A 20,333-nucleotide genomic window follows, 5' to 3' on the forward strand; every position below is an offset into this window, starting at 1 on the left:
AAAGGCACAACATAGCGCCTCAAGGTGCGCTCAGTGCTGCGTGCGTTACAGGTGTCGGTCCCAAGGCCAGCAGGGTTGCAATCCAAGCGCCGAGTACCGGCAGAACAAAACTGATGGAAGTGCCGAGAGAATCAATGAACAAGCCAGACAGGGCAGTGCCTGCCGCGTATCCCAGAATCATTCCGGAGTTGGTCCACGTCAATGCTTCGGTGAGCAATAGGGATGGAACCAGTCGCTCGACAAGTGCGTAGGTTGATATCAGTCCAGGTGAGATCGCCGCCCCTGCAAGGAAGGTGGTGACCGCCAGAATCGGAACAGAACCCACGAAGATTGCCGGGATGAGCGCGACACCAAGAATGAATGTGCAGACCACGAGTTGGCGTTGCAAAGGAGCCCGCCACACCCGCTGGCCAAACCACAATCCGCCCAAGCCAGATCCAAATGCCCATAGGCCCAGCACAAACCCGCTCCAGCCCGCCCGCCCCTGATTGGCGGTGAATGCCACCGTGGTGACTTCGTAGCTGCCAAATACCCAGCCGAAGGCTGCTCCGATGATGGGCATTCGCCACATTGCCTTCTGTCGCAGCACGTTGCCAAGATCGTGATGCTGGGCGTGCACGGGTGGCTGGGTCGCGTATTCATGCGCAAGCAACAGGCAACCGGTCACCGTGAGCGCGCCCGCCAAGACCAGAGGCCAGGCAAACCCGAGTTGAACGGCTATCACGGCTGTGATCAGTGGACCAACAGAGAAGATCAACTCGTCAAGAACGCTTTCCCAGGCAAAGCCTGTGCGCAACTGGTCAGGTGATCCGTTGAGCGCATTGGCCCATCGTGAGCGCACCACGGAACCTATTGGTGGATACGCGGCTCCTGCAATGACGACGCCGATCACCTGCACCAGGAGATTTCCTTGGCTCAAGACGAACAGCGCGAGTCCAGAGACATTCAGCATTGCCAGCGCGGGCAGAGTGGCTCGCTGACCACGCCGATCCATGATGCGACTGGCGACAAGGCCGCCGACGGCTGAGGAAATCTGGAAGGCAGCAGCGAGTGCGCCGGCCTGCGCGTAAGAGCCAGTGCTTGCAGAGACGTATAGGACGATCGCCAACATGACGATCGCTGTCGGCAAGCGGGCAATGAATGCCGCAGTAGAAAATCTCAAGGCTCCAGGCGTCCGCAGCACCTCGCGGTAGGAAGCCAACATCACACTCACGGTAGTGCCGCACCGGCCCGAATGCACCTATGGGCGAAGCGACCATGATTGGGCTCATGGAACAACTCTCCGATTTGCTCACCCGGCATGCATTGCTGCCCTTGGCCTGGGACAGCGCCATTGAGGCAGCGCGGTATTTGCGCGATGAGCGGCCAAGCGATCTGGCGGTGGAGTCCAAGTCCAGCGCGGTGGATGCGGTGACAGAAATGGACCGAGGAGCAGAGCAGATCCTGGTGACTCGTCTTTTGGGGGCTCGACCAAATGATGGCTTTCTTGGCGAAGAGGGAGGCCAAAGGCTCGGAAGCTCAGGGGTTCGCTGGGTCGTGGATCCTCTGGATGGCACCGTCAACTATCTCTATCGAATTCCGATGTGGTCAGTGTCGGTTGCCGCCGAAGTTCAGGAGAAGTCAGTAGTAGGGATTGTGGTGGCGCCGGATTTCGACGAGGCATTCGTCGGCATAGCGGGCGGGGGAGCCTGGCTCGTTCGGCAGGCACTGACTGATCCGACTTCGGTCGACCGCCTGCAGGTGGGGCAATGCGCCGGCTTGGAAATGGCAATGGTGGCCACCGGCTTTGGATATTCGGCGCAACGCCGTCGGGAGCAGGCAGCCGTGGTGCTGGCAATCGCTGGTCAAGTGCGGGATTTTCGAAGGATGGGCGGAGCGGCGATCGACTTCTGCTGGCTGGCACGAGGCCGTTTCGATGGCTACTACGAGCGCGGCTTATCTCGGTGGGATGTTGCGGCTGGTGCGTTGATCGCTCAAGAGGCAGGGGCGCACGTCAGCGGCTTGTGGGGTGACAGCGTGTATGAGGAAACCATGGTTGCCGCGGTTCCATCGATCGCCGAGTCCTTGCGTTCTGCACTCCGCAAGGCTCAAGGCTAGTCGAGTCGGGTTAGCTCAGCTTGCGCAGCTCGGCGAGATACCGCCGGCCATTGGCCACGTAGTTGGCTGCGCCATGCTCATCAGGGAGCCCATCAATGGCGTCCTCCTTGATGACGCATGGAACACCAAGGGCTCGCGCCTGTGGTGGCACGACCTTGCGTATCGGCACCAGAGCTCCGGCTCCCACCAGAGATCGAGGTCCGATCTCGGAGCCATTCAGGACGATCGAGCCAGAGCCAATCAGGCAGTCATCATGAATGCGCGCACCTTCGATGTGCACGTTGTGCCCAACGACGCATCGGTCACCGATCACCGTGGATTCACTGGCCGTGCAGTGAATGACAGAACCATCTTGGATCGAAGTTTGCGCCCCGATCGTGATGGATCCGTAGTCCGCTCGCAGCACGGCTCCAGGCCACACGCTCGATTCTGGTCCGATCGTGACATTTCCAATCACGACAGCATCGGGGTGGACGAATGCGGTTGGATCAATGTTTGGCTCGAGCTTGCCAAGTGCGTATATCGGCATGGCTTGCAGATTAGCGCCAACAGCATGGCATTTCTCTCAAGATCCGTCCTTGCGAGCCCTCTCTGAATTCTCACAAAGTCATGAGGCACAATCCTCGCGCCGCTGCACTTGGGCGGCCAGAGTGAGAGGCACGCGCATGGCTACTGACTACGACGCACCGCGCAAGACCGACGAGGAGTTGGCTGAGGAATCCCTGGAGGATCTGAAGGCTCGCCGCGCCGAGAAGTCTTCAGGCGCCATTGATGTCGATGAGGCCGAAGCCGCCGAGAATCTTGAACTGCCTGGCGCAGACCTTTCCGATGAGAGCCTGACAATTCGGGTACTTCCTCGCCAAGCAGACGAGTTCACCTGCTCAAAGTGCTTCTTGGTGCATCACCGCAGCCAGCTCAATCATGAAGGCAAGAACGGCCCGGTATGCACAGAGTGTTCTTAGTTTGAACTCACTCCTCGGTTCATAAGCCGATAGACCGCCGTCTCAACTGCGGCTGCAGTAGCGGCCGTCACAATCGCCCAACCCAGAGCTCGTACGAACGAGACCGCCGGATCACGAGGGTCGGGTGCTTCGCGGCCAGTGCGGTGCGCATACGCGGAGTTCAAGGCCTTGCGCATGAGGAGCGTTGCTCCAATGGCGGTGATCGGCGCAATCAAGTGCATGACTGGATTGGGTTGGACTTCCAACTCATCATTTTCCGGCTCACTCATGAGCACACTGTGGCAGATATCAACGCGGACTAGCCAGCGGAGGCGGAGTTGGCATTGATGGCCGCCATCAACTCGCGGGGATGTCGACTGCTGACCAACCAGGCTGGGTGCGGATCCGCGGGGTCGGTCAGCGTGACGAAGACCGACTGCGAAGCCGCCCAGCTCTTGACCAACACAAAGTTACGGGCATCAATTCTTCGACTCCGCGCCTCGCGAGTCTGAGTGGAGTCGAGCACGGCAACTTCGCCAATGAAGGCGAGTGGGAGTCGAGCCAGGCCTACTGCGAGCACGTCGCTGACTTCGATCACGGGTGAACTGGTGTACATGGCTAAGCCCGCCGAGGACGCCAGAGCAATAAACATGATCCATCCGACTTGTGCGTTGATCGCGGCCCCGTAGGCGATGCTCAGCATGGCAATGAGCGAAGCGATGAAGACAAGGACCCACCACTTGGGCAGCAGGCGTTCGCGGTAGGCAGAGTTCACGAAGCAGAGCCTATGCGTGGGTCAGTAGAGTCCGGCGTCATGGATGTTTCGGTTCTGATCACTCGATTGGATGCGGGGTTACCCCTGCCCAGTTATGAGCATCCCGGTGATGCGGGTATGGATTTGCGCGCTCGCGTTGACTTCTCATTGCGGCCAGGCGAGCGCATCTTGGTTCCCACCGGCATTGCCATTGCTCTGCCGCCAGGCTTCGCAGCCTTTGTTCATCCGCGCAGCGGCCTGGCCCTGAAACACGGATTAGGCATGGTCAATGCGCCAGGGGTTATCGACGCGGGCTATCGCGGTGAGATCGGCGTCATCTTGATCAATCACGATCCAACAGTGGCCATCTCCATGAAGCGCGGTGATCGCATCGCTCAACTCGTGGTTTCACGGGTCGCTCAGGCAGAACTTGTCGAAGTGTCCGAATTGCCAGGGAGTCATCGCGGGGAGGGTGGCTTCGGTTCCACCGGCGTGCAGGCCACTACGGTGGAGGCGTGACAGAGGATTTGCGCGCGCTCGGACCCTGGGATGAATCAGAGGTGGAGTGGGACGGCACCGAACGACTCGATCTGGGAAGCCTCCTCATAGCGGCAGCTCCTGGTGTTGATGTGCAAGTCCAAGTTGATGATTCCACTGGAGCGGTTGCGCTGGTCACTCTCGCCACATCGGATGCGGGCGTGCAGATTCAGGTCTTCGCCGCACCGAAATCCGGCGGCCTTTGGGATGAAACTCGAAAGCAGATCGCATCATCAATCAATTCCGCCAACGGACTCGTGGAGGAAGCCACTGGACCCTTTGGACGCGAGCTTCGGGCCCAAGTTCCAGGGGATCAGGGCCTGCAGCCGGCCCGTTTTGTCGGCATCGAAGGTCCGCGATGGTTCATCCGCGCGGTCTTCTTGGGTACCGCATCCAGGCCCGGGGCCAGCGCTGATCTGCTCGAATCCGCCGTGCGCGGACTCGTAGTCGTACGCGGAAATGAAGCTATGCCCGTAGGAAACCCCCTTTCTTTGCAGCTTCCACAGGTGGATGATCAGGAGGCGGCTGAAGAGAATCCGCCTTCAGTCCTGCTGCCGCCCCAACGCGGACCAGAGATTACGGAGATTCGCTGATGACCAGCAAGGGTCTATGGGCAAAATTCCTGCGAAGCCAGGCCGAATCCGAAGCCGCGGAGTTGCTTGAAGAGCTCAACCGTGAGCCAGAGGCATGCAGTGCCATCGGCAGTTGCAGCGCTGGCGAACTGGTCAGCCTCGCTGGCACCGTTCGCTACGTCACCATCCTGCCCAAGGACAAAGCACCGTCCTTTGAAGTCGAGCTCTACGACGGATCTGGGGCCACCAAGATCATCTGGATGGGCCGTCGCACCATCCCAGGGATTGTCGCGGGTCGTCGAATGACGATCACCGGACGAATGACCAACATCGATGGCAGCAAGACCATCTACAACCCGCAGTACCAGTTGAAGCCCTCGCGGTAATGAGTCACGAGGAAGCCGCAGATTCTCCTCCACATGAGACTTCAGCCGATCTCCGCGCTGAATCCATCTTGTTGGAACGTGCCGTCGGTGGCTGGCGGGGCATCATCGATTCCGGCTTGCCTACGGTCGTCTTTGTCGTTGCGTATCTCGTCACGAGTCAAAACCTGGGGACCTCACTCGCTGCGGCACTGATTTCGGCAGGCCTGATCGTTGCTTGGCGCCTATTTCGCCACGAACGTCTCCAACAGATAGCCGCGGGCTTCGCGGGAGTATTGGTATCAGCTGGTTTTGCCAAATACACCGGCAAGGCCGAGAACTTCTACGCCCTTGGATTGCTTACGAATCTGGCTTACGGCTTGGCTTTCCTTGTCTCGATTCTTAGCGGTTGGCCCCTGATTGGTGTCTTTCTCGGAATCTTCACGGGCAAGGGCGCTGCTTGGCGCAAGGATCTTGCCCAACGTCGGGTGCTGGCAGCGGCGAGTTGGATCTGGGTTGGCGTGTTCTTCGGGCGACTTGTCGTGCAGGCGCCTTTGTATTGGGCTGGCAGCGTCACCGCACTTGGCATTGTGAAGGTCGTGATGGGCTGGCCGCTCTTCCTCGGGGCAGCGTATTTCACGTATCGATTGCTAGGTCCCACCTATCGAGCGATGCGAGCAACTGCAGACTAAAGATGTCCCAGCATCCGCTGGAGAGCTGGCTCTTGATCAGGCGAGGCAACGAACAGCAACTCGTCGCCGGGATCCAGTGGATCATCCGCTGATGGAGTGATCACTCGCTGACCGCGAACGATGGCAACCAAGGCAGTGTCCGGTGGCCATGGCTGATCGCCCACTCGTTGACCCGCAACAGGGGAGTCGACTGACAAGGTGATCTCGACGAGGTTGGCTTCGCCTTGTCTGAACGAGAACAGGCGCACCAGATCGCCAACACTGACGGCTTCTTCCACCAGAGCCGAGAGCATCCGCGGTGTCGACACTGCAACATCGACACCCCAACTTTGATCAAACATCCATTCGTTCTTGGGGTGATTGACGCGGGCTACCACGCGGGGGACTCCGTACTCAGTCTTGGCGAGCAGGCTCACGACCAGATTGACCTTGTCATCACCTGTGGCAGCAACGACCACCTGACACTGTGAAAGGTGAGCTTCGTCCAGTGCTGAAATCTCGCAAGCATCAGCAAGCAGAGTCTCGGCACCCTCGACAACTCCCGGCCTTGCCAGGTCGGCATCACGATCAATCAGCAGGACGTGATGCCCGCTGCCAATGAGCTCACGTGCGATCGACCGACCGACCTTGCCTGCTCCTGCAATGGCGACGCGCATCTATGCCTCCTGAGGGCCTTCATTGAATACGCGTTCCACGCGTTCCACATCGGCAACACGGTAGGTGGCGTAGACGTGATCGCCTTCTTGGATAACGCTGTCAGCCGAAGGGATGACCGGCTCGCCATAGCGAGCAATGAACGAAATGCGCGCGCCCGATGCTGCTTCCAGTGCACTGGCACGATGGCCAATCCAAGGAGCGCCGAAAGTGATCTCACCCAATGCAACATTGCCACTTGAATCACGGAAGAGTTCGTCGCTTCCAAGTGGCAACAGGCGGCGCATGATCTGACTTGATGTCCAGGCCACTGTGGCCACAGTCGGAATGCCGAGTCGCTCATAGATTTCAGCCCGACGAGGGTCATAGATGCGGGCGACCACGCGACCAACGCCGTAGGTTTCACGGGCGACTCGGGCAGCCAGGATGTTGGTGTTGTCGCCACTGCTCACTGCAGCAAAGGCCTGCGCGCGCTCAATGCCAGCATTCTCAAGGGTTTCGCGGTCAAAACCGACGCCCTTGACGGTCAGTCCACCGAACTCTGGAGTAAGGCGACGAAAGGCACCGGCATCTTGATCAACGATTGATACTGAGTGGCCAGCTTCGTCAAGTCGCTGCGCAAGAAGGGACCCAACTCGTCCGCACCCGAGGATGACGATGTGCACGTGCTGAAGATACATGCACCGCGTAGCATCCGTGGACGTGCCAGCCTCCGACTCCTTCAAGCGACTCGTTCTCGGTCGAGCACTTCGGAGTGATCGGCTGGGCGAAACCTTTCTTTCAAAGAAGATTGCACTTCCGGTCTTCGCCAGCGATGCCCTTTCGTCAAATGCATACGCGACTCAGGAAATCCTCCTCGTTTTGTCGCTCGGCGGTCTCTCACTTTATGAGTGGGGTCCCTTGGTTGCCGCGGGCGTCGTGCTCATCTACTTCACCGTCGTTGCCTCCTACCGCCAAACTGTCCACGCCTATCCCAGCGGCGGTGGCGACTACGAAGTCGTCACGCACAATCTCGGCCCAAACTGGGGCGTACTTGTGGCAAGCGCGTTGCTTATCGACTACGTGATGACGGTGGCCGTGTCGATCGCATCTGCGGTGGCCAACCTCGGCTCAGTCTTTCCGATCATCAATAAACACAACGTCTGGTGGGCTGTCGTCGCGATTGTCGTGATTACGCTGCTCAACCTTCGTGGGATCAAGGAATCCGGGGTGCTCTTCGCCGCCCCCACCTATTTCTTCATGGCCTCGATCTTCATCATGATCGGCACCGCAATGATCCGGATGCTCTTCGGGGCGAATCTGGAGGCTGAAAGCGCTCACTGGCAGATCATTCCGGAAGGCTCATTCACCGCTTTTGGGCTCGTGTTTCTGATCGCTCGCGCCTTCTCGTCAGGTACAACAGCTCTGACTGGCATCGAGGCCGTGGCTAACGGAGTGCCCGCATTCAAGCCGCCCAAGTCCACAAATGCGGCAACAGTGCTCTTCCTCCTGGGTGCCATTTCGATGGCGATGTTCTCCGGCATTACCTGGCTGGCACTGAAGACGAATGTTCACGTCACTGAGAAGGACGCGGATCTCGTGGGTTTGCCGCCAGGTCAATCGCAGAAGACAGTGATTGTCCAAGTTGCCGACGCAGTATTCGGGAATTTCACCATTGCAGTGCTGGTGATCTCCATAGCAACGGCACTCATCTTGGCCCTCGCTGCAAACACTGCATTCAACGGATTCCCAGTGTTGGGCTCAATCCTTGCGCGTGATGGATATCTTCCGCGCCAGTTGCACACGCGAGGCGATCGGCTGGCATTCAGCAACGGCATCCTGAGCCTTGCCGGGCTCGCCGTGATTCTGATCATCATCTATCAGGCAGATGTCACTGCCCTGATTCAGTTGTACATCCTCGGCGTGTTCGTGTCGTTCACGCTCAGTCAGGTCGGCATGGTTCGACACTGGACTCGGCTGCTCAAGGATGAAACCGATCGCAAGAAGCGCTCAAAGATGATTCGATCACGCGCGATCAACGGCTTTGGATGCGTTATGACGGGCCTCGTGCTCGCGATCGTGCTGCTCACCAAGTTCACCCATGGTGCATGGCTCGTGGTTGTTGCGATCCCCATCATCTTCAGCTTGATGAAGGCCATTCGTCGCCACTATGACCGGGTGTCGCGCGAGTTGGCGACAACTGAGAATGAGCGAGTCACGCTTCCATCGCGCGTGCATGCGCTCGTTCTGGTCTCCAAGATCCACAAGCCAACCCTGAGAGCACTTGCCTACGCCCGTGCGAGCAGACCAACAGTGCTCGAGGCGATCACCGTGAATGTCGATGACGATGAGACTGCGCGATTGCAGCAGGAGTGGTCGGATCGCGAGATTCCGGTGACATTGAAGATTCTTGACTCGCCATACCGCGAGATCACTCGACCGATCATCACCTACGTTCGCGAACTGCGAACTGACAATCCAAATGACATCGTCACGGTGTTCATCCCTGAATATGTCGTGGGTCGTTGGTGGGAGCAGCTATTGCACAACCAGTCTGCCCTGCGCCTGAAGAGTCGATTGCTGTTCACGCCAGGAGTGATGGTGACAAGCGTTCCCTGGCAGTTGGCCTCAAGTGAAGACGCCATAGACCAGGACGTCTGACATGGCCAGACCCACCAAGGAAAAGGTCGAGGTCGGCGAGGAATTCACCGTTGAGATCGGCGCAATGGTGCACGGTGGTCACTGCTTGGCTTATGCAAAGGGCAACACGGCCTTTGTTCGTCACGCGTTGACAGGAGAATTGGCGCGGATTCGCATCACCGAAGTCCGGTCCAAGTTCATTCGCGCTGATGCGATCGAGATCATCGAACCATCCGAGCATCGAGTTCAGGCCCCATGCAGTTGGGCTCATCCGGGTGGATGCGGGGGCTGCGATTTCCAGCATGTGGAGCTCGCGCATCAGCGGAAGATGAAAGGGGCTATTGCACGTGAGTCATTGATTCGACATGCAGGCGTTGATCCCGGCGATCGTGAAGCCGTCGCATTGCTCGATGACCATGGTCTGCATTGGCGAACCAGGGTCCGATGGAGTGTTGATCAAAGCGGCAACGTCGGCCTGCTTGCTGCTCGAAGTCACGGGGTACTGGAAGTAGAGGAATGCCTCCTGGCTACATCTGCCGTGGCTGCCGCCCGTGTCACCGATCAGAAGTGGCCTGGGGTCGAGAGTGTCCAGGTGACAGTGGGTTCGTCAGGGCAGCCCAGTGTGTGGGCTGATCGAGAACTGGTGAGCGGACAGAGCAGATTGGTGCAGCAGGTTCGTGATCGGCAGTGGGAGATCGGCGGTTCGGACTTCTGGCAGGTCCATCCTGACTCTGCGTCAGCGATCGTCGACTACGTGCTTGCTGCTGGCGCGCCCCGAGCGGGGGAGCATTGGCTGGACCTTTACGCCGGCGCTGGACTCATCAGCGCATTTCTGGGCCACGAAGTTGGCAAGCAAGGCCGCGTCCAGGCAGTTGAGAGCTATCGAAGTTCCATTCGGGACGGCCGCAGGGCGCTGGCCGATCTGCCCCAGGTGGCGTTTGTCGAGGGCGATGTCAGCACCTGGCCATTGCCGAGTCGCATCGATGGCATTGTGCTTGACCCACCACGACGAGGCGCGGGAATTGAAGTGATGGCTGCCATCGCAGCTGCCCAACCGCGAGTCGTGGTCTACGTGGCCTGCGACCCGGTGGCCTTTGCCAGGGACGCCGCGTTCCTTATCGACGCTGGCTACGCTCTTGATCAGTTTTCAGTCCTCGATGCCTTCCCAATGACGCACCACATGGAGTGCATCGCAAGCTTTGTTCCAGGGCTGCAGAGTGATCTGGGGCCAGTTCAGCCGATCAAGGCCAATCGGCTACGTTGAGAGCAGTTAAGCGAGAGGGAAGTGACTGGCGTGGATAGTTTTGGAGCCCGGGGAAATCTCCAGGTCGGATCGCATGACTACGAGATTTTTCGCATCTCCGCAGTTCCTGGCAGCAGCCGGCTGCCGTTCACGCACAAGGTGCTCTTGGAGAATCTGCTGCGCACTGAGGACGGCGCCAATGTGACACGCGAGACCATCGCCTCCCTTGGCAACTGGGATCCCTCGGCTGAGCCCAGCGAAGAGATTCAGTTCACCCCAGCTCGGGTAGTGATGCAGGACTTCACGGGTGTCCCCGTCGTTGTTGACCTCGCCACTATGCGCGAGGCCGTAGCCGAACTGGGCGGCGATGCCTCCAAGATCGAGCCGCTGGCACCAGCAGAGTTGGTCATCGATCACTCGGTGATCGTTGATTTCTTCGCCAGCCCGAATGCTGAAGCGCTGAACGTGGATCTGGAGTACGACCGAAACCTTGAGCGCTACCAATTTCTGCGCTGGGGTCAAAGCGCATTCGAGGAGTTCAAGGTCGTGCCTCCGGGCACTGGCATCGTGCATCAGGTGAATATTGAAAGTCTGGCTCGCGTCGTCATGGCTCGCAAGGGCCAGGCCTACCCCGACACTGTTGTCGGCACCGACTCACACACCACGATGGTCAACGGCTTGGGCGTACTGGGGTGGGGAGTTGGCGGGATCGAAGCTGAAGCCGCGATGCTTGGACAGTCAGTCAGCATGCTCATTCCGCGGGTGGTCGGGTTCAAGCTCAGTGGTTCTATGCCTGCTGGAACAACGGCAACTGACCTCGTGCTGACCATCACCGAGATGCTCCGCCATCACGGTGTCGTCGGCAAGTTCGTGGAGTTCTACGGGCAGGGCGTCAGCGAAGTTCCATTGGCGAACCGAGCCACGATCGGCAACATGAGCCCCGAGTACGGCAGCACGGCAGCGATCTTCCCGATCGACGAAACGACCATCGCGTACTTGCGATTGACCGGCCGTTCGGAAGAGCAGATCGCCTTGGTCGAGGCCTACTCCAAGGAGCAGGGCTTGTGGCACAAGGCCTCCCACGAGCCGATCTATTCCGAATACATCGAACTGGATCTGGGAACCGTCGTCCCGTCGATCGCCGGACCAAAGCGCCCGCAGGATCGCGTGCTGTTGTCGAATTCAAAGGCAGCCTTCGAAGAAGCCTTGAGCGAGTTCACGAATTCCCCTGCTGCACTTGCCGAAGTGACAATTGAGGGTGCCAACCTGGAGATCGGACATGGAGCCGTCGCTGTCGCAGCGATCACTTCTTGTACGAACACCTCCAATCCCTACGTGATGATCGGTGCTGGCCTGCTCGCAAAGAAGGCTGTAGAACGTGGCCTATCCAGTGCGCCATGGGTCAAGACATCTCTGGCACCCGGCTCTAAGGTCGTTACCGATTACTACGACAAGTCAGGCCTGACTCCCTACCTGAACAAACTCGGATTCGACACGGTCGGATACGGCTGCACCACTTGCATCGGCAACTCAGGCCCGCTCATCCCTGAGGTGAGTGCTGCAGTCAACGAGCATGATCTCGCCGTGGTTGCCGTGCTCAGCGGAAATCGCAACTTTGAAGGACGGATCAATCCTGACATCAAGATGAATTACCTGGCATCGCCGCCTTTGGTCGTGGCCTATGCAATCGCCGGCACGATGGACATCGACCTTGCCACGGAAGCACTGGGGATAGATGCCGATGGGAAGGCCGTGTTCCTTGCTGATATTTGGCCCAGCACGGCCGAGATAGAAGCCGTTGTTGAGGCTTCGATTGATGCCGACATGTTCTCTTCTCGATACAAGGATGTCTTCGCCGGCGATATTCGTTGGCAGAACCTGCACACACCGGTTGGCGATCTGTTCGCGTGGGATCCCGACAGCACCTACGTGCGCAAGCCCCCGTACTTCGAGGGCATGGGTCGAATTCCAGCTCCAGTGCAAGACATCACAAGTGCACGAGTGCTTGCAGTGCTCGGGGATTCGGTCACCACTGACCACATCTCGCCAGCCGGCAATATCCGTGCGGATAGCCCGGCTGGCCTGTACCTTGCAGATCATGGAGTCCAGCGGGCCGACTTCAACTCATATGGTTCCCGCCGTGGCAACCACGAGGTCATGATCCGTGGCACCTTCGCCAATATCCGCCTGAAGAACCTGATGCTCGATGGCATTGAAGGCGGCTTCACTGTTGATCTGACTGATGATGAGCAGTCCACTGTTTCCATCTACGACGCAGCAATGAGCTACGCCAAGAGCCGCATACCACTGGTCATTTTGGCCGGAAAGGAATACGGATCCGGTTCCAGTCGCGACTGGGCAGCCAAGGGCACCGCACTCTTGGGCGTCAAAGCTGTCATTGCGCAGTCCTATGAGCGCATCCACCGCTCAAACCTGATCGGGATGGGCGTCTTGCCACTCCAATTCCAGCCAGACAGTTCAGCGGAAGCGCTTGGATTGAATGGCGAGGAGAGTTTCACGATCAAGGGGATTGCTGCGCTGAACGATGGCGACGCTCCTCGAGATGTGCTCGTCGAAGCGGTCAAGGAAGACGGTTCCGTTCTGGAGTTCACTGCACTCGTGCGCATCGACACTCCAGGCGAAGCCGACTATTACCGTCACGGCGGCATCCTTCAGTACGTTCTGCGCTCGCTCCTCTAGCCATGACAGCTGGGTGGCCTCGTTCGCTGGTGCCGCCGCAGCATGAAGAGTTCGGCGAGCAGGTCGTGATCTGGCTGCTCGACCAAGGTCCGTCGTCCTTGCGTCAATCACCCTTGCGGCATTACCCCATAGCGCTGTGCGCATATGTGCAGGCTTATGCAGCCGGAGCGGTCGACGGAGTGCGGAAGGCCTATGGAAAATCGCGGACGGCCTTCGCAGGTCACCTTCAAGCCGCCGATCTCGAGATCGTGCAGCAAGCCATGGCGACCGAAGGAGCCAGATTGGTGGCGCTTCAGCGAGAGTTGGATCTGGTGGCCGAGGTGTTGCTCACGCAGTCCAACGATCGCACTAGTCATAGAATGACAACGTGAGTCTGCTGGCGCGCATCCGCGATCCGCGCGATGTTCGGGCGCTATCCCCAGAACAATTGCCGGTACTTGCAAGTGAGATTCGAGATTTCCTGGTCACCAAGGTCTCGGCAACTGGTGGTCACTTGGGACCAAACCTCGGCGTGGTCGAACTGACGATCGCCTTGCATCGAGTCTTTCACTCTCCAGTTGACGCAATCATCTGGGACACCGGTCACCAGGCTTATGTTCACAAGATCCTCACTGGTCGTGCTGCTGGTTTTGATCGGCTCAAGCAGTCCGGCGGCTTGTCTGGGTATCCGAGCCGGGCCGAGAGCCCGCACGATGTCGTTGAGAACTCTCATGCGTCTACATCGCTTTCGTATGCCGATGGCCTGGCCAAGGCCTGGGAGTTGCGCGGCTTGCTTGGTCAACAGCATGTGGTCGCAGTCATCGGCGACGGTGGCCTGACCGGCGGTATGGCCTGGGAGGCTTTGAACAACATCGCTGGCTCCAAGCGGCAGGTGGTGATCGTTGTCAATGACAATGGGCGCTCGTACTCGCCGACCATCGGTGGCTTGGCTCACCACCTCTCAACTCTGCGCACCACGCGTGGTTACGAGCGCTTCATGTCGTGGGGCAAGCGCTTGCTGCATCGAACACCCTTGGTTGGCGATCCTTTGTACGGAACCCTGCATGGAATGAAAAAGGGAATCAAGGACATCATGGCCCCGCAGGGCATGTTTGAAGATCTGGGTCTGAAGTACATCGGCCCAGTTGACGGACACGATGAGGCTGAACTTGAGCATGCATTGCGCCGAGCCAAGGAGTTTGCAGGTCCTGTGATCGTTCACATGATCACAGAGAAGGGCCGGGGCTATGCACCTGCGGAAGCCGATGACGCCGACCGTTTCCACGGCGTTGGCATCATCGACCCAGATACGGGCATTCCTATTGCTATGGCAGGCCCAACTTGGACCGGCGTCTTCTCCGATGAACTTGTTCAGGCAGCGCGCGCAAGACCTGACATCGTCGCCATCACCGCGGCGATGTTGGGCCCCACGGGCCTGAATGCCTTCGCTGATGCCTACCCCAACAGAGTGTTCGATGTCGGAATCGCCGAGCAGCACGCGGCCACGAGCGCCGCTGGCCTTGCGTTTGGCGGTTTGCATCCAGTTGTTCCGCTCTATGCAACATTCTTGAACCGAGCCTTTGATCAGGTGCTGATGGACTGTGCATTGCATGGTGCCGGAGTCACTTTTGTGCTTGATCGAGCCGGAGTCACTGGCGACGATGGAGCAAGTCACAACGGCGTCTGGGATATGTCGATCCTTCAGGTCGTACCGGGACTTCGCATCGCTGCTCCGCGTGATGAGTCCACCTTGCGCGCTGAATTGCGTGAGGCACTCGAAGTCAATGACGCGCCAACTGTTGTGCGCTTCCCGAAGGGCGAACTGCCCGCGCCGATGCCCGCACTGCGGTCAGTTGATGGCGTTGATGTCCTTGCTGAGCATGGCGATACGCATGTGCTGATCGTCAGCGTGGGTTGCTTCGCGCTTCTTGCGTGCGAAGTATCTGAGCGACTTCAAGCCCAAGGCATCGGCAGCATTGTCATCGATCCGCGCTGGGTGAAGCCGGTCCCGCAGGCCCTTGTTGATCAAGCCGCGAGTGCGCGGTTGGTGATCGTCATCGAAGATGGCATGCGCACCGGTGGCGTGGGGTCAGCTGTGAGCCAGCGACTTCGCGACTGCGGTCTGGATCTGCCAGTCCGAAACATCGGCGTTCCTGATGCCTTCTTGACTCACGGCAAGCGCAGTGATTTGCTGAAGGAGTTGGGCATCACCGCGCAGGATGTGTCTCGAATGATCGTAGAAACGGTAGCCGTGCGCACTGACGAGCATTTAAGTTCAGATCAGCACAGCGCTACTCAGTAGGAGTCAGACTTTCCAGGAGGATTGGCGTGGTCAGCGCAATCTGCCAGTCGCGCGCGCCCAGTAGTCGCAGTTGCTCTTCGATCGTCTCTGATTCAAGGGGCCTTGGCGGTTCCCAGCAGACTCGACGAGCCAAGTCTGGAGTCAAGAGATTCTCAATAGGGATGTTGACCTGTTCGGAGAGCAATCGCAATCCTTCGCGCGCTCGTTCAAGTCGTTCAGCTGCAGCTGGGTTCTTGCTTGCCCAGGTACGTGGGGGTGGGGGACCTTCTACGGCCCCTGCTGCCACCGGCCAATCGCTGGCATCAAGTGCTAAGGCGCGCTCGATCGCCGACCACCAATCTGCGCGTCGTCGAGTCTGGCCCCGGCCGGCAAATTCCGGCAGTGCTCCAAGAGCATCCGAGGTTGCTGGCATGGCAGTCGCGGCGGCGACGATTGCTGCATCGGGCAGGATTCGTCCCCCAGCAATATCCTCGCGTTGCGCAATCTGATCGCGTGCAAACCACAGTTCGCGCACTACAGCTAGTGACTGCTCTTTACGGATGCGATGAATGCCAGAAGTTCGACGCCAAGGTTCATCGCCGCGTGGTCGTGGCGCGAAGGCCAAGAGCGAGTGGAACTCTTGGTGGGCGTATTCGAGTTTGCCGTCGGCAATCAGTTCAGCTTCGAGGACGTCTCGGAGTTCAACGAGCAGTTCAACATCAAGCGCGGCGTATCGCAGTTGAGCCTTACTCAACGGGCGCACCGACCAGTCGGTAGCGCCATGACCTTTCTCAAGAATCTCGCCCAGTTCGGATTCAACAAGCGCGCCGAGGCTGACTCGTTCTCGTCCAAGGAGTCGTCCGGCAAGTTCAGTGTCAAACAGTTCTGACGGATACAAACCAAGTTCGGCAAGGCAGGCGAGATCCTGGCTGGCGGCGTGAAGAATCCACGGTACGCCACTTATGGCCGCGGCAAGCGTGGAGAGATCAGGCACGGCAATCGGATCAATCAGGGCTGTGCCTGCCCCTTGCCGCCGGACTTGAATCAGATAGGCGCGTTGGCTGTAGCGAAAGCCCGATGCACGTTCGGCATCCAGGGCAAGGGGCCCATGGCCTAGTACGACTGCGGCCGCGTATTGCTCAAGTGCCTGGGTCGTGATGATCGTGTGCGGAACACCATCACGCGGTTCACGTTCCACTCGAGGAGGAGTCTCAATTTCCACTAATGCGTGGCCCGGGCGCGGGTGCTGAGCACATGGGAGATGTTCTCGGGTACAGGTTGCAATCCGGCCGCGTGGTCGAGTAATCGCAACCACGCTTGAGCATGTCGATCCATGTGCTCAGCAGCAGGCTCGGAGCCATCCAGCGGCGTCCAAGAGGCCCGGATCTCCAGGAAACCATCGGCCGGGCGATCGCTCATGGTGCCAAAGGAGCGTCCGGAGTTGCGGGTGATCGTTCCGCCGAGTTGACCGTAGGTACAGGCACTGGTTTCCAGAGATTCGATGAGCCAACTCCAGCCGACGTCGTGCAGCAGGGGGTCGTCAATGAGATCTGCCTCGAGATATGCGCGCACAAACACGACCGCTCGGAACGTGCCCTCCCACTCATCGACGCCATCTGGATCGTGGAGCAGCACGAATCGGCCACTGGCCAGGTCCTGCTCGCCGGTGGATTCAGCCGTAATGGCGAGGGCGAACGGTGCAAGACGGCTGGGGGAGGGTGCTTCATCGAGTTGAAACTCTGGTCGGGCCACGACCGTGCGAATGCGTGCGACAGCCGCCTCGAAAGCCTGATCGTGAGCTGTCACTGTGCGCATACCTTCAGGCTATTCGCGGATGCCACCACGGTCGGCGTTAGACGCGCCGGATGCGTGATTACTCAAGGCGCAAAGCGATGGAGTTGATGCAGTAGCGCAGATCTGTGGGAGTTCCATAGCCCTCACCTTCGAACACATGGCCAAGATGACTGCCACATGAAGCGCATCGCACTTCAGTTCGCTTGCCGCCCATGCTGACGTCTTCGAGGTAGATGACACGGTCTTCGGCCAAGGGGGCGTAGAAGCTGGGCCAGCCGCAGTGGGAGTCGAATTTCGTCGCGCTACGGAAGAGTTCAGCGTTGCACGCCTTGCACGAATACACACCCTCCGTCTTGGTGTCGGTGTATTCGCCCATGAAGGGTGCCTCAGTGCCAGCCTGCCGCAAGACGTAGTACTCGGCGCGTGAGAGTTGCTCTGACCACTCGTCTTCGCTTTTCTCCACGGCAAAGGGCGTGCCGTCGGGACGGGTGGACTCGGCTTGACTTGGCTGAATTCCCATACACGCAACGTAGCGACAATGACGAGATTCGTCATCTGCACCGGCATGATTGGCGTTGGGAGAGGAGCACCGTGAGCGACATGCTCGACACACAGTCTGCTTGGCTAGATGAGGCAGAACTGAAGTCCGTAAGAGATCGAATGCCGATGGTCTACGTCGATGCGGTGCCCGTGCGCGTTGACTCCCTCGGTCAAGTCACCGAAGTGGGCTTGCTGCTTCGAGTCCTACCCGACGGAAGTATCAGCCGAGCGATTGTCTCGGGTCGGGTGCTCTATGGCGAGCGCATCCGAGACGCCCTGATGCGGCACCTGGAGAAGGATCTCGGGTCGATGGCGCTGCCCAGCGTGCCGACATCTCCGCAGCCCTTCACCGTTGTCGAGTATTTCCCTGACCCTTCGGTCACCGGCTTCCATGATCCGCGGCAGCACGCCGTGTCGCTCGCATTCATTGTGCCAATCAACGGCGATCCGACGCCGTCGCTTGATTCGCTTGACTTGATTTGGGTGACACCAACTGAAGCAGTCTCGATGTCCTTTCAGTCACAGATGAGCGGCGGGCAGGATCGGCTTGTTCGCATGGCATTGGCACACTGCGGATTACTTCCATAAGGAGAACTGATGAGTCCCGAGAGCACTGGCAAGAAATTCAATCTGCGCATTGTCATTGGCGTCATTGTCCTTGTGCTGGCGGTGGTCGTTATTGCCCAGAACACAGCATCGGCCACGTTCAACTTGCTGTCATGGAAAATCACAATGCCGCTATGGCTAGTCCTCACCATCATGTTCATTCTGGGCATGTTGCTTGGCGGGGCTGTTCGCGTCGGAATTCGCAAACTGCGCGGGGTTGATTCCAAGCGGGACTAACTTTCGTAGGGGTCGACGCCGAGCAAGGTCTCGTCCTCGGGGGTCAAGTCAATCTTTTCCATTGGAGTACCGATTACGTGCATCGCGGACTCCTCGGCTGATTGCCACCGGGTAGCTTCGCCAGAGTGCCGTGGGTCGTCACTGCCGTCGTCGGCCTCCTCCATGCTGAGCACCTCGTCGGTGTCCTCAAGGGGATAACTGAATCCATCGAGTGAGCCTTCGCCGGATTCACCTTGGAGCGCAGCCTGAATAGCTTCGGCCTCCATGATCATCGCCAGCCGATCAGCTTGATCTGCGGTATCGCCGCCGGCTTCCACCGCGGTTGCCTGCATGACTTCATTGGCTCTTGCAAAGGGTTGCTGATGAATATTCATGCGACGCACCTCCAACTCGTTACTTTCAAGGTAACCCCTGGATTGAGTCTTGCACAGAGTCGTTCATACTTGGAGAAACTCAGTGGAGGTCGTCATGTCGGGAAAGCTTCGGGTACTTGGTGCTGCAATTGCCATCGCGACGATTGGACTCGCTGTGCCAGTTGCAGAAGCGATGCCAGCACCGTTGGTGATCACCTCGTTGAAGACGAATCAGAATTCAACAGTGTTGCTCAAGACCCTGCGTGATGTTCGTTTTGCGATCCCTTCGAATGTGACAACCGGATATCACTATGAAGTGGCCGTTACCAAGAACACGGCGAAGTCAAAGGTTTCCAAACTCGTATACGTCGGACCGACGCAAGCCCTGCCTGGCGCAGGGGGAACAGCAGTGCTCACCGTGAAGCCGACTCAGGCTGGAATAACGGCAGTCAAGTGGACACTCATTGCACCTGGGGGTGCCACCAGTTCAACGAGCACGGTCACTCTTCACTTCAACAAGGCGTAATGCCCAGAGGCTCGGCCACTGTCCGTGCCAGAGCCTTGATTCTGGCGATCTGACGCGCATCTAATTCCGGAGCAGTTGAAGTGCTGAGTTTGCTCTTTGAGAGTTTGCGCCCGTCGGATCCTCTGACCAGCGCGTGATGCAGGTAGACAGCATTGGCGACGTTTTCAGCTCCAATGAGTCTGGCTAGATAGATGTGTGCAGCACTGGCTGCTTGTAGATCGCTTCCTCGAACCACGTGTGTAATTCCTAGATCTCGATCATCGATCACATTTGCCCAATGGAAAGCGGGAATGCCATCGCGGCGCCAAAGCACAAAGTCACCGAGTTGTGACTTGACTGCAATGGGCTGTCCATTGACTTCAACCACACATTCATCAGGCACGTACACGCGCAGGACTGTCTCGCCTTCGACGTGCTCAAGCTGCAATTCCCTGCAAGGGCAGGCGCGCTCAACGAGCAAAGTGCGCGTGCACTCGCAGGCGTAGATCATCTCCGCTGGCAAGAGGGCGAGTTGGTTTCGAAGGTATCGATGGCGAATGCGCAAATCGCACTGCAGGTATTCATCCAGACTCGGCGGGCCGATCTGCCAATCGATTCCCAATGCGTTGAGTGATGCGAATATGTAGTTGGCATATTCAGGTTGATAGCGCTCGCGATCGTCATCGTCTACGCGCAATGCGAGTTGGCCACCGTGTTGCCTTGTCAGCCACGAGGTCACCTGTGCGTTGACGAGATTTCCGGCGTGCAAATAGCCGCTCGGAGTCGGAGCAAATCGGGTGCGCACACCTGAAAGCATCCCGCGATCAGTCGCTTTTCGTGGCCAGTTTCTTAACGAGCGGATCCGGC

25 protein-coding genes are annotated in these 20,333 nt (G+C 58.6%); 14 read left to right on the forward strand and 11 right to left on the reverse strand.

Annotation, left to right across the window (positions count from 1 at the left end; all coding sequences use genetic code 11):
• Nucleotides 1–19: 19 nt before the first annotated feature.
• A complete protein-coding gene (locus Q7L55_00645) occupies nucleotides 20–1,204 on the reverse strand; it encodes an MFS transporter (protein MDO8731078.1) in 1,185 nt (394 codons plus the stop codon).
• Nucleotides 1,205–1,242: 38 nt separating this feature from the next.
• On the opposite strand from Q7L55_00645, the gene Q7L55_00650 reads away from it, so the two are divergent.
• Complete coding sequence (locus Q7L55_00650) at nucleotides 1,243–2,097, forward strand: inositol monophosphatase family protein (GenBank protein MDO8731079.1); 855 nt, start codon at nucleotides 1,243–1,245, stop codon at nucleotides 2,095–2,097.
• A gap of 10 nt (nucleotides 2,098–2,107) precedes the next feature.
• Here the strand turns inward: Q7L55_00650 and Q7L55_00655 are convergent, their stop codons facing one another.
• Nucleotides 2,108–2,626, reverse strand: coding sequence for a gamma carbonic anhydrase family protein (locus Q7L55_00655; protein ID MDO8731080.1), 519 nt, complete (start codon nucleotides 2,624–2,626; stop codon nucleotides 2,108–2,110).
• A 136-nt stretch (nucleotides 2,627–2,762) separates the two neighbouring features.
• Here Q7L55_00655 and Q7L55_00660 point away from each other — a divergent pair, with 136 nt between their 5' ends.
• Nucleotides 2,763–3,059 (forward strand): DUF4193 domain-containing protein, encoded by a 297-nt coding sequence (locus tag Q7L55_00660; GenBank protein ID MDO8731081.1) that lies wholly within the window; start codon nucleotides 2,763–2,765, stop codon nucleotides 3,057–3,059.
• Here the strand turns inward: Q7L55_00660 and Q7L55_00665 are convergent.
• Complete coding sequence (locus Q7L55_00665; GenBank protein MDO8731082.1) at nucleotides 3,056–3,328, reverse strand: DUF4235 domain-containing protein; 273 nt, start codon at nucleotides 3,326–3,328, stop codon at nucleotides 3,056–3,058. The genes Q7L55_00660 and Q7L55_00665 overlap by 4 nt on opposite strands.
• A gap of 29 nt (nucleotides 3,329–3,357) precedes the next feature.
• On the reverse strand, nucleotides 3,358–3,813 hold the full coding sequence (locus tag Q7L55_00670) for a DUF3093 domain-containing protein (GenBank protein ID MDO8731083.1): 456 nt from the start codon (nucleotides 3,811–3,813) through the stop codon (nucleotides 3,358–3,360).
• Between the two features lie 39 nt (nucleotides 3,814–3,852).
• Between Q7L55_00670 and dut the strand changes: the two genes are divergently transcribed.
• The 4 genes from dut to Q7L55_00690 are packed head-to-tail and all read left to right on the forward strand — an operon-like array spanning nucleotide 3,853 to nucleotide 5,955.
• Nucleotides 3,853–4,311 (forward strand): dUTP diphosphatase, encoded by a 459-nt coding sequence (gene dut, locus Q7L55_00675; protein MDO8731084.1) that lies wholly within the window; start codon nucleotides 3,853–3,855, stop codon nucleotides 4,309–4,311.
• Nucleotides 4,308–4,922 carry a DUF3710 domain-containing protein gene (locus tag Q7L55_00680; GenBank protein MDO8731085.1) on the forward strand — a complete coding sequence of 205 codons (615 nt, stop codon included), beginning with the start codon at nucleotides 4,308–4,310 and terminating at the stop codon, nucleotides 4,920–4,922. The genes dut and Q7L55_00680 overlap by 4 nt, the downstream gene beginning before the upstream one ends.
• Nucleotides 4,922–5,287, forward strand: coding sequence for a DNA-binding protein (locus Q7L55_00685; GenBank protein MDO8731086.1), 366 nt, complete (start codon nucleotides 4,922–4,924; stop codon nucleotides 5,285–5,287). The genes Q7L55_00680 and Q7L55_00685 overlap by 1 nt, the downstream gene beginning before the upstream one ends.
• Entirely contained in the window at nucleotides 5,287–5,955 is a 669-nt protein-coding gene (locus Q7L55_00690; protein MDO8731087.1) for a DUF3159 domain-containing protein, read from the forward strand. Before Q7L55_00685 ends, Q7L55_00690 begins: the two co-directional genes overlap by 1 nt.
• Here the strand turns inward: Q7L55_00690 and Q7L55_00695 are convergent.
• Nucleotides 5,952–6,611 (reverse strand): TrkA family potassium uptake protein, encoded by a 660-nt coding sequence (locus Q7L55_00695; protein ID MDO8731088.1) that lies wholly within the window; start codon nucleotides 6,609–6,611, stop codon nucleotides 5,952–5,954. The two genes, Q7L55_00690 and Q7L55_00695, sit on opposite strands and share 4 nt — an antisense overlap.
• Nucleotides 6,612–7,274 carry a TrkA family potassium uptake protein gene (locus Q7L55_00700; protein ID MDO8731089.1) on the reverse strand — a complete coding sequence of 221 codons (663 nt, stop codon included), beginning with the start codon at nucleotides 7,272–7,274 and terminating at the stop codon, nucleotides 6,612–6,614.
• Nucleotides 7,275–7,287: 13 nt separating this feature from the next.
• Here Q7L55_00700 and Q7L55_00705 point away from each other — a divergent pair, with 13 nt between their 5' ends.
• Genes Q7L55_00705 through dxs form a run of 5 tightly spaced genes read left to right on the forward strand, consistent with a single transcriptional unit; the run spans nucleotide 7,288 to nucleotide 15,452 of the window.
• A complete protein-coding gene (locus Q7L55_00705; protein ID MDO8731090.1) occupies nucleotides 7,288–9,249 on the forward strand; it encodes an APC family permease in 1,962 nt (653 codons plus the stop codon).
• 1 nt (nucleotide 9,250) lies between these two features.
• Entirely contained in the window at nucleotides 9,251–10,492 is a 1,242-nt protein-coding gene (locus tag Q7L55_00710) for a TRAM domain-containing protein (protein ID MDO8731091.1), read from the forward strand.
• A gap of 21 nt (nucleotides 10,493–10,513) precedes the next feature.
• Nucleotides 10,514–13,171: an aconitate hydratase AcnA gene (gene acnA / locus Q7L55_00715; protein MDO8731092.1), complete on the forward strand. Its 2,658-nt coding sequence runs from the start codon at nucleotides 10,514–10,516 to the stop codon at nucleotides 13,169–13,171.
• A gap of 2 nt (nucleotides 13,172–13,173) precedes the next feature.
• Nucleotides 13,174–13,542 carry a hypothetical protein gene (locus tag Q7L55_00720; protein ID MDO8731093.1) on the forward strand — a complete coding sequence of 123 codons (369 nt, stop codon included), beginning with the start codon at nucleotides 13,174–13,176 and terminating at the stop codon, nucleotides 13,540–13,542.
• Nucleotides 13,539–15,452, forward strand: a complete 1,914-nt coding sequence (gene dxs, locus Q7L55_00725) for a 1-deoxy-D-xylulose-5-phosphate synthase (protein ID MDO8731094.1) — start codon at nucleotides 13,539–13,541, stop codon at nucleotides 15,450–15,452. The genes Q7L55_00720 and dxs overlap by 4 nt, the downstream gene beginning before the upstream one ends.
• Here the strand turns inward: dxs and Q7L55_00730 are convergent.
• The 3 genes from Q7L55_00730 to msrB are packed head-to-tail and all read right to left on the reverse strand — an operon-like array spanning nucleotide 15,442 to nucleotide 17,745.
• Nucleotides 15,442–16,629: a ribonuclease D gene (locus tag Q7L55_00730; GenBank protein ID MDO8731095.1), complete on the reverse strand. Its 1,188-nt coding sequence runs from the start codon at nucleotides 16,627–16,629 to the stop codon at nucleotides 15,442–15,444. The genes dxs and Q7L55_00730 overlap by 11 nt on opposite strands.
• A gap of 23 nt (nucleotides 16,630–16,652) precedes the next feature.
• Nucleotides 16,653–17,246 (reverse strand): DUF3000 domain-containing protein, encoded by a 594-nt coding sequence (locus Q7L55_00735; protein MDO8731096.1) that lies wholly within the window; start codon nucleotides 17,244–17,246, stop codon nucleotides 16,653–16,655.
• Between the two features lie 58 nt (nucleotides 17,247–17,304).
• The gene (gene msrB / locus Q7L55_00740) at nucleotides 17,305–17,745 is read right to left on the reverse strand and encodes a peptide-methionine (R)-S-oxide reductase MsrB (protein ID MDO8731097.1); all 441 of its coding nucleotides are present in this window, start codon (nucleotides 17,743–17,745) and stop codon (nucleotides 17,305–17,307) included.
• 80 nt (nucleotides 17,746–17,825) lie between these two features.
• Here msrB and Q7L55_00745 point away from each other — a divergent pair, with 80 nt between their 5' ends.
• Nucleotides 17,826–18,353, forward strand: a complete 528-nt coding sequence (locus tag Q7L55_00745; protein MDO8731098.1) for an NUDIX hydrolase family protein — start codon at nucleotides 17,826–17,828, stop codon at nucleotides 18,351–18,353.
• 9 nt (nucleotides 18,354–18,362) lie between these two features.
• Complete coding sequence (locus Q7L55_00750) at nucleotides 18,363–18,608, forward strand: LapA family protein (GenBank protein MDO8731099.1); 246 nt, start codon at nucleotides 18,363–18,365, stop codon at nucleotides 18,606–18,608.
• On the opposite strand, the gene Q7L55_00755 is transcribed toward Q7L55_00750, so the two are convergent.
• A complete protein-coding gene (locus tag Q7L55_00755; GenBank protein ID MDO8731100.1) occupies nucleotides 18,605–18,982 on the reverse strand; it encodes a hypothetical protein in 378 nt (125 codons plus the stop codon). The genes Q7L55_00750 and Q7L55_00755 overlap by 4 nt on opposite strands.
• A gap of 94 nt (nucleotides 18,983–19,076) precedes the next feature.
• Between Q7L55_00755 and Q7L55_00760 the strand changes: the two genes are divergently transcribed.
• Nucleotides 19,077–19,487 carry a protease inhibitor I42 family protein gene (locus Q7L55_00760; protein MDO8731101.1) on the forward strand — a complete coding sequence of 137 codons (411 nt, stop codon included), beginning with the start codon at nucleotides 19,077–19,079 and terminating at the stop codon, nucleotides 19,485–19,487.
• Here Q7L55_00760 and Q7L55_00765 read toward each other — a convergent pair.
• Nucleotides 19,474–20,271: a glutamate--tRNA ligase family protein gene (locus tag Q7L55_00765; protein ID MDO8731102.1), complete on the reverse strand. Its 798-nt coding sequence runs from the start codon at nucleotides 20,269–20,271 to the stop codon at nucleotides 19,474–19,476. The two genes, Q7L55_00760 and Q7L55_00765, sit on opposite strands and share 14 nt — an antisense overlap.
• Nucleotides 20,272–20,333: the final 62 nt, after the last annotated feature.

Source organism: Actinomycetota bacterium, assembly GCA_030650795.1.
Taxonomy (GTDB): Bacteria; Actinomycetota; Actinomycetes; order S36-B12; family S36-B12; genus UBA11398.

What these genes read in the sequence shown, in the direction of transcription:
- Q7L55_00645 (MDO8731078.1), bottom strand. Translation starts at nt 1,204, where the DNA reads ATGTTGGCTTCCTACCGCGAGGTGCTGCGGACGCCTGGAGCCTTGAGA.
- Q7L55_00650 (MDO8731079.1), top strand. Translation starts at nt 1,243, where the DNA reads ATGGGCGAAGCGACCATGATTGGGCTCATGGAACAACTCTCCGATTTG.
- Q7L55_00655 (MDO8731080.1), bottom strand. Translation starts at nt 2,626, where the DNA reads ATGCCGATATACGCACTTGGCAAGCTCGAGCCAAACATTGATCCAACC.
- Q7L55_00660 (MDO8731081.1), top strand. Translation starts at nt 2,763, where the DNA reads ATGGCTACTGACTACGACGCACCGCGCAAGACCGACGAGGAGTTGGCT.
- Q7L55_00665 (MDO8731082.1), bottom strand. Translation starts at nt 3,328, where the DNA reads ATGAGTGAGCCGGAAAATGATGAGTTGGAAGTCCAACCCAATCCAGTC.
- dut (MDO8731084.1), top strand. Translation starts at nt 3,853, where the DNA reads ATGGATGTTTCGGTTCTGATCACTCGATTGGATGCGGGGTTACCCCTG.
- Q7L55_00685 (MDO8731086.1), top strand. Translation starts at nt 4,922, where the DNA reads ATGACCAGCAAGGGTCTATGGGCAAAATTCCTGCGAAGCCAGGCCGAA.
- Q7L55_00690 (MDO8731087.1), top strand. Translation starts at nt 5,287, where the DNA reads ATGAGTCACGAGGAAGCCGCAGATTCTCCTCCACATGAGACTTCAGCC.
- Q7L55_00695 (MDO8731088.1), bottom strand. Translation starts at nt 6,611, where the DNA reads ATGCGCGTCGCCATTGCAGGAGCAGGCAAGGTCGGTCGGTCGATCGCA.
- Q7L55_00705 (MDO8731090.1), top strand. Translation starts at nt 7,288, where the DNA reads ATGCACCGCGTAGCATCCGTGGACGTGCCAGCCTCCGACTCCTTCAAG.
- Q7L55_00710 (MDO8731091.1), top strand. Translation starts at nt 9,251, where the DNA reads ATGGCCAGACCCACCAAGGAAAAGGTCGAGGTCGGCGAGGAATTCACC.
- Q7L55_00720 (MDO8731093.1), top strand. Translation starts at nt 13,174, where the DNA reads ATGACAGCTGGGTGGCCTCGTTCGCTGGTGCCGCCGCAGCATGAAGAG.
- Q7L55_00735 (MDO8731096.1), bottom strand. Translation starts at nt 17,246, where the DNA reads ATGCGCACAGTGACAGCTCACGATCAGGCTTTCGAGGCGGCTGTCGCA.
- msrB (MDO8731097.1), bottom strand. Translation starts at nt 17,745, where the DNA reads ATGGGAATTCAGCCAAGTCAAGCCGAGTCCACCCGTCCCGACGGCACG.
- Q7L55_00745 (MDO8731098.1), top strand. Translation starts at nt 17,826, where the DNA reads ATGCTCGACACACAGTCTGCTTGGCTAGATGAGGCAGAACTGAAGTCC.
- Q7L55_00750 (MDO8731099.1), top strand. Translation starts at nt 18,363, where the DNA reads ATGAGTCCCGAGAGCACTGGCAAGAAATTCAATCTGCGCATTGTCATT.
- Q7L55_00755 (MDO8731100.1), bottom strand. Translation starts at nt 18,982, where the DNA reads ATGAATATTCATCAGCAACCCTTTGCAAGAGCCAATGAAGTCATGCAG.
- Q7L55_00760 (MDO8731101.1), top strand. Translation starts at nt 19,077, where the DNA reads ATGTCGGGAAAGCTTCGGGTACTTGGTGCTGCAATTGCCATCGCGACG.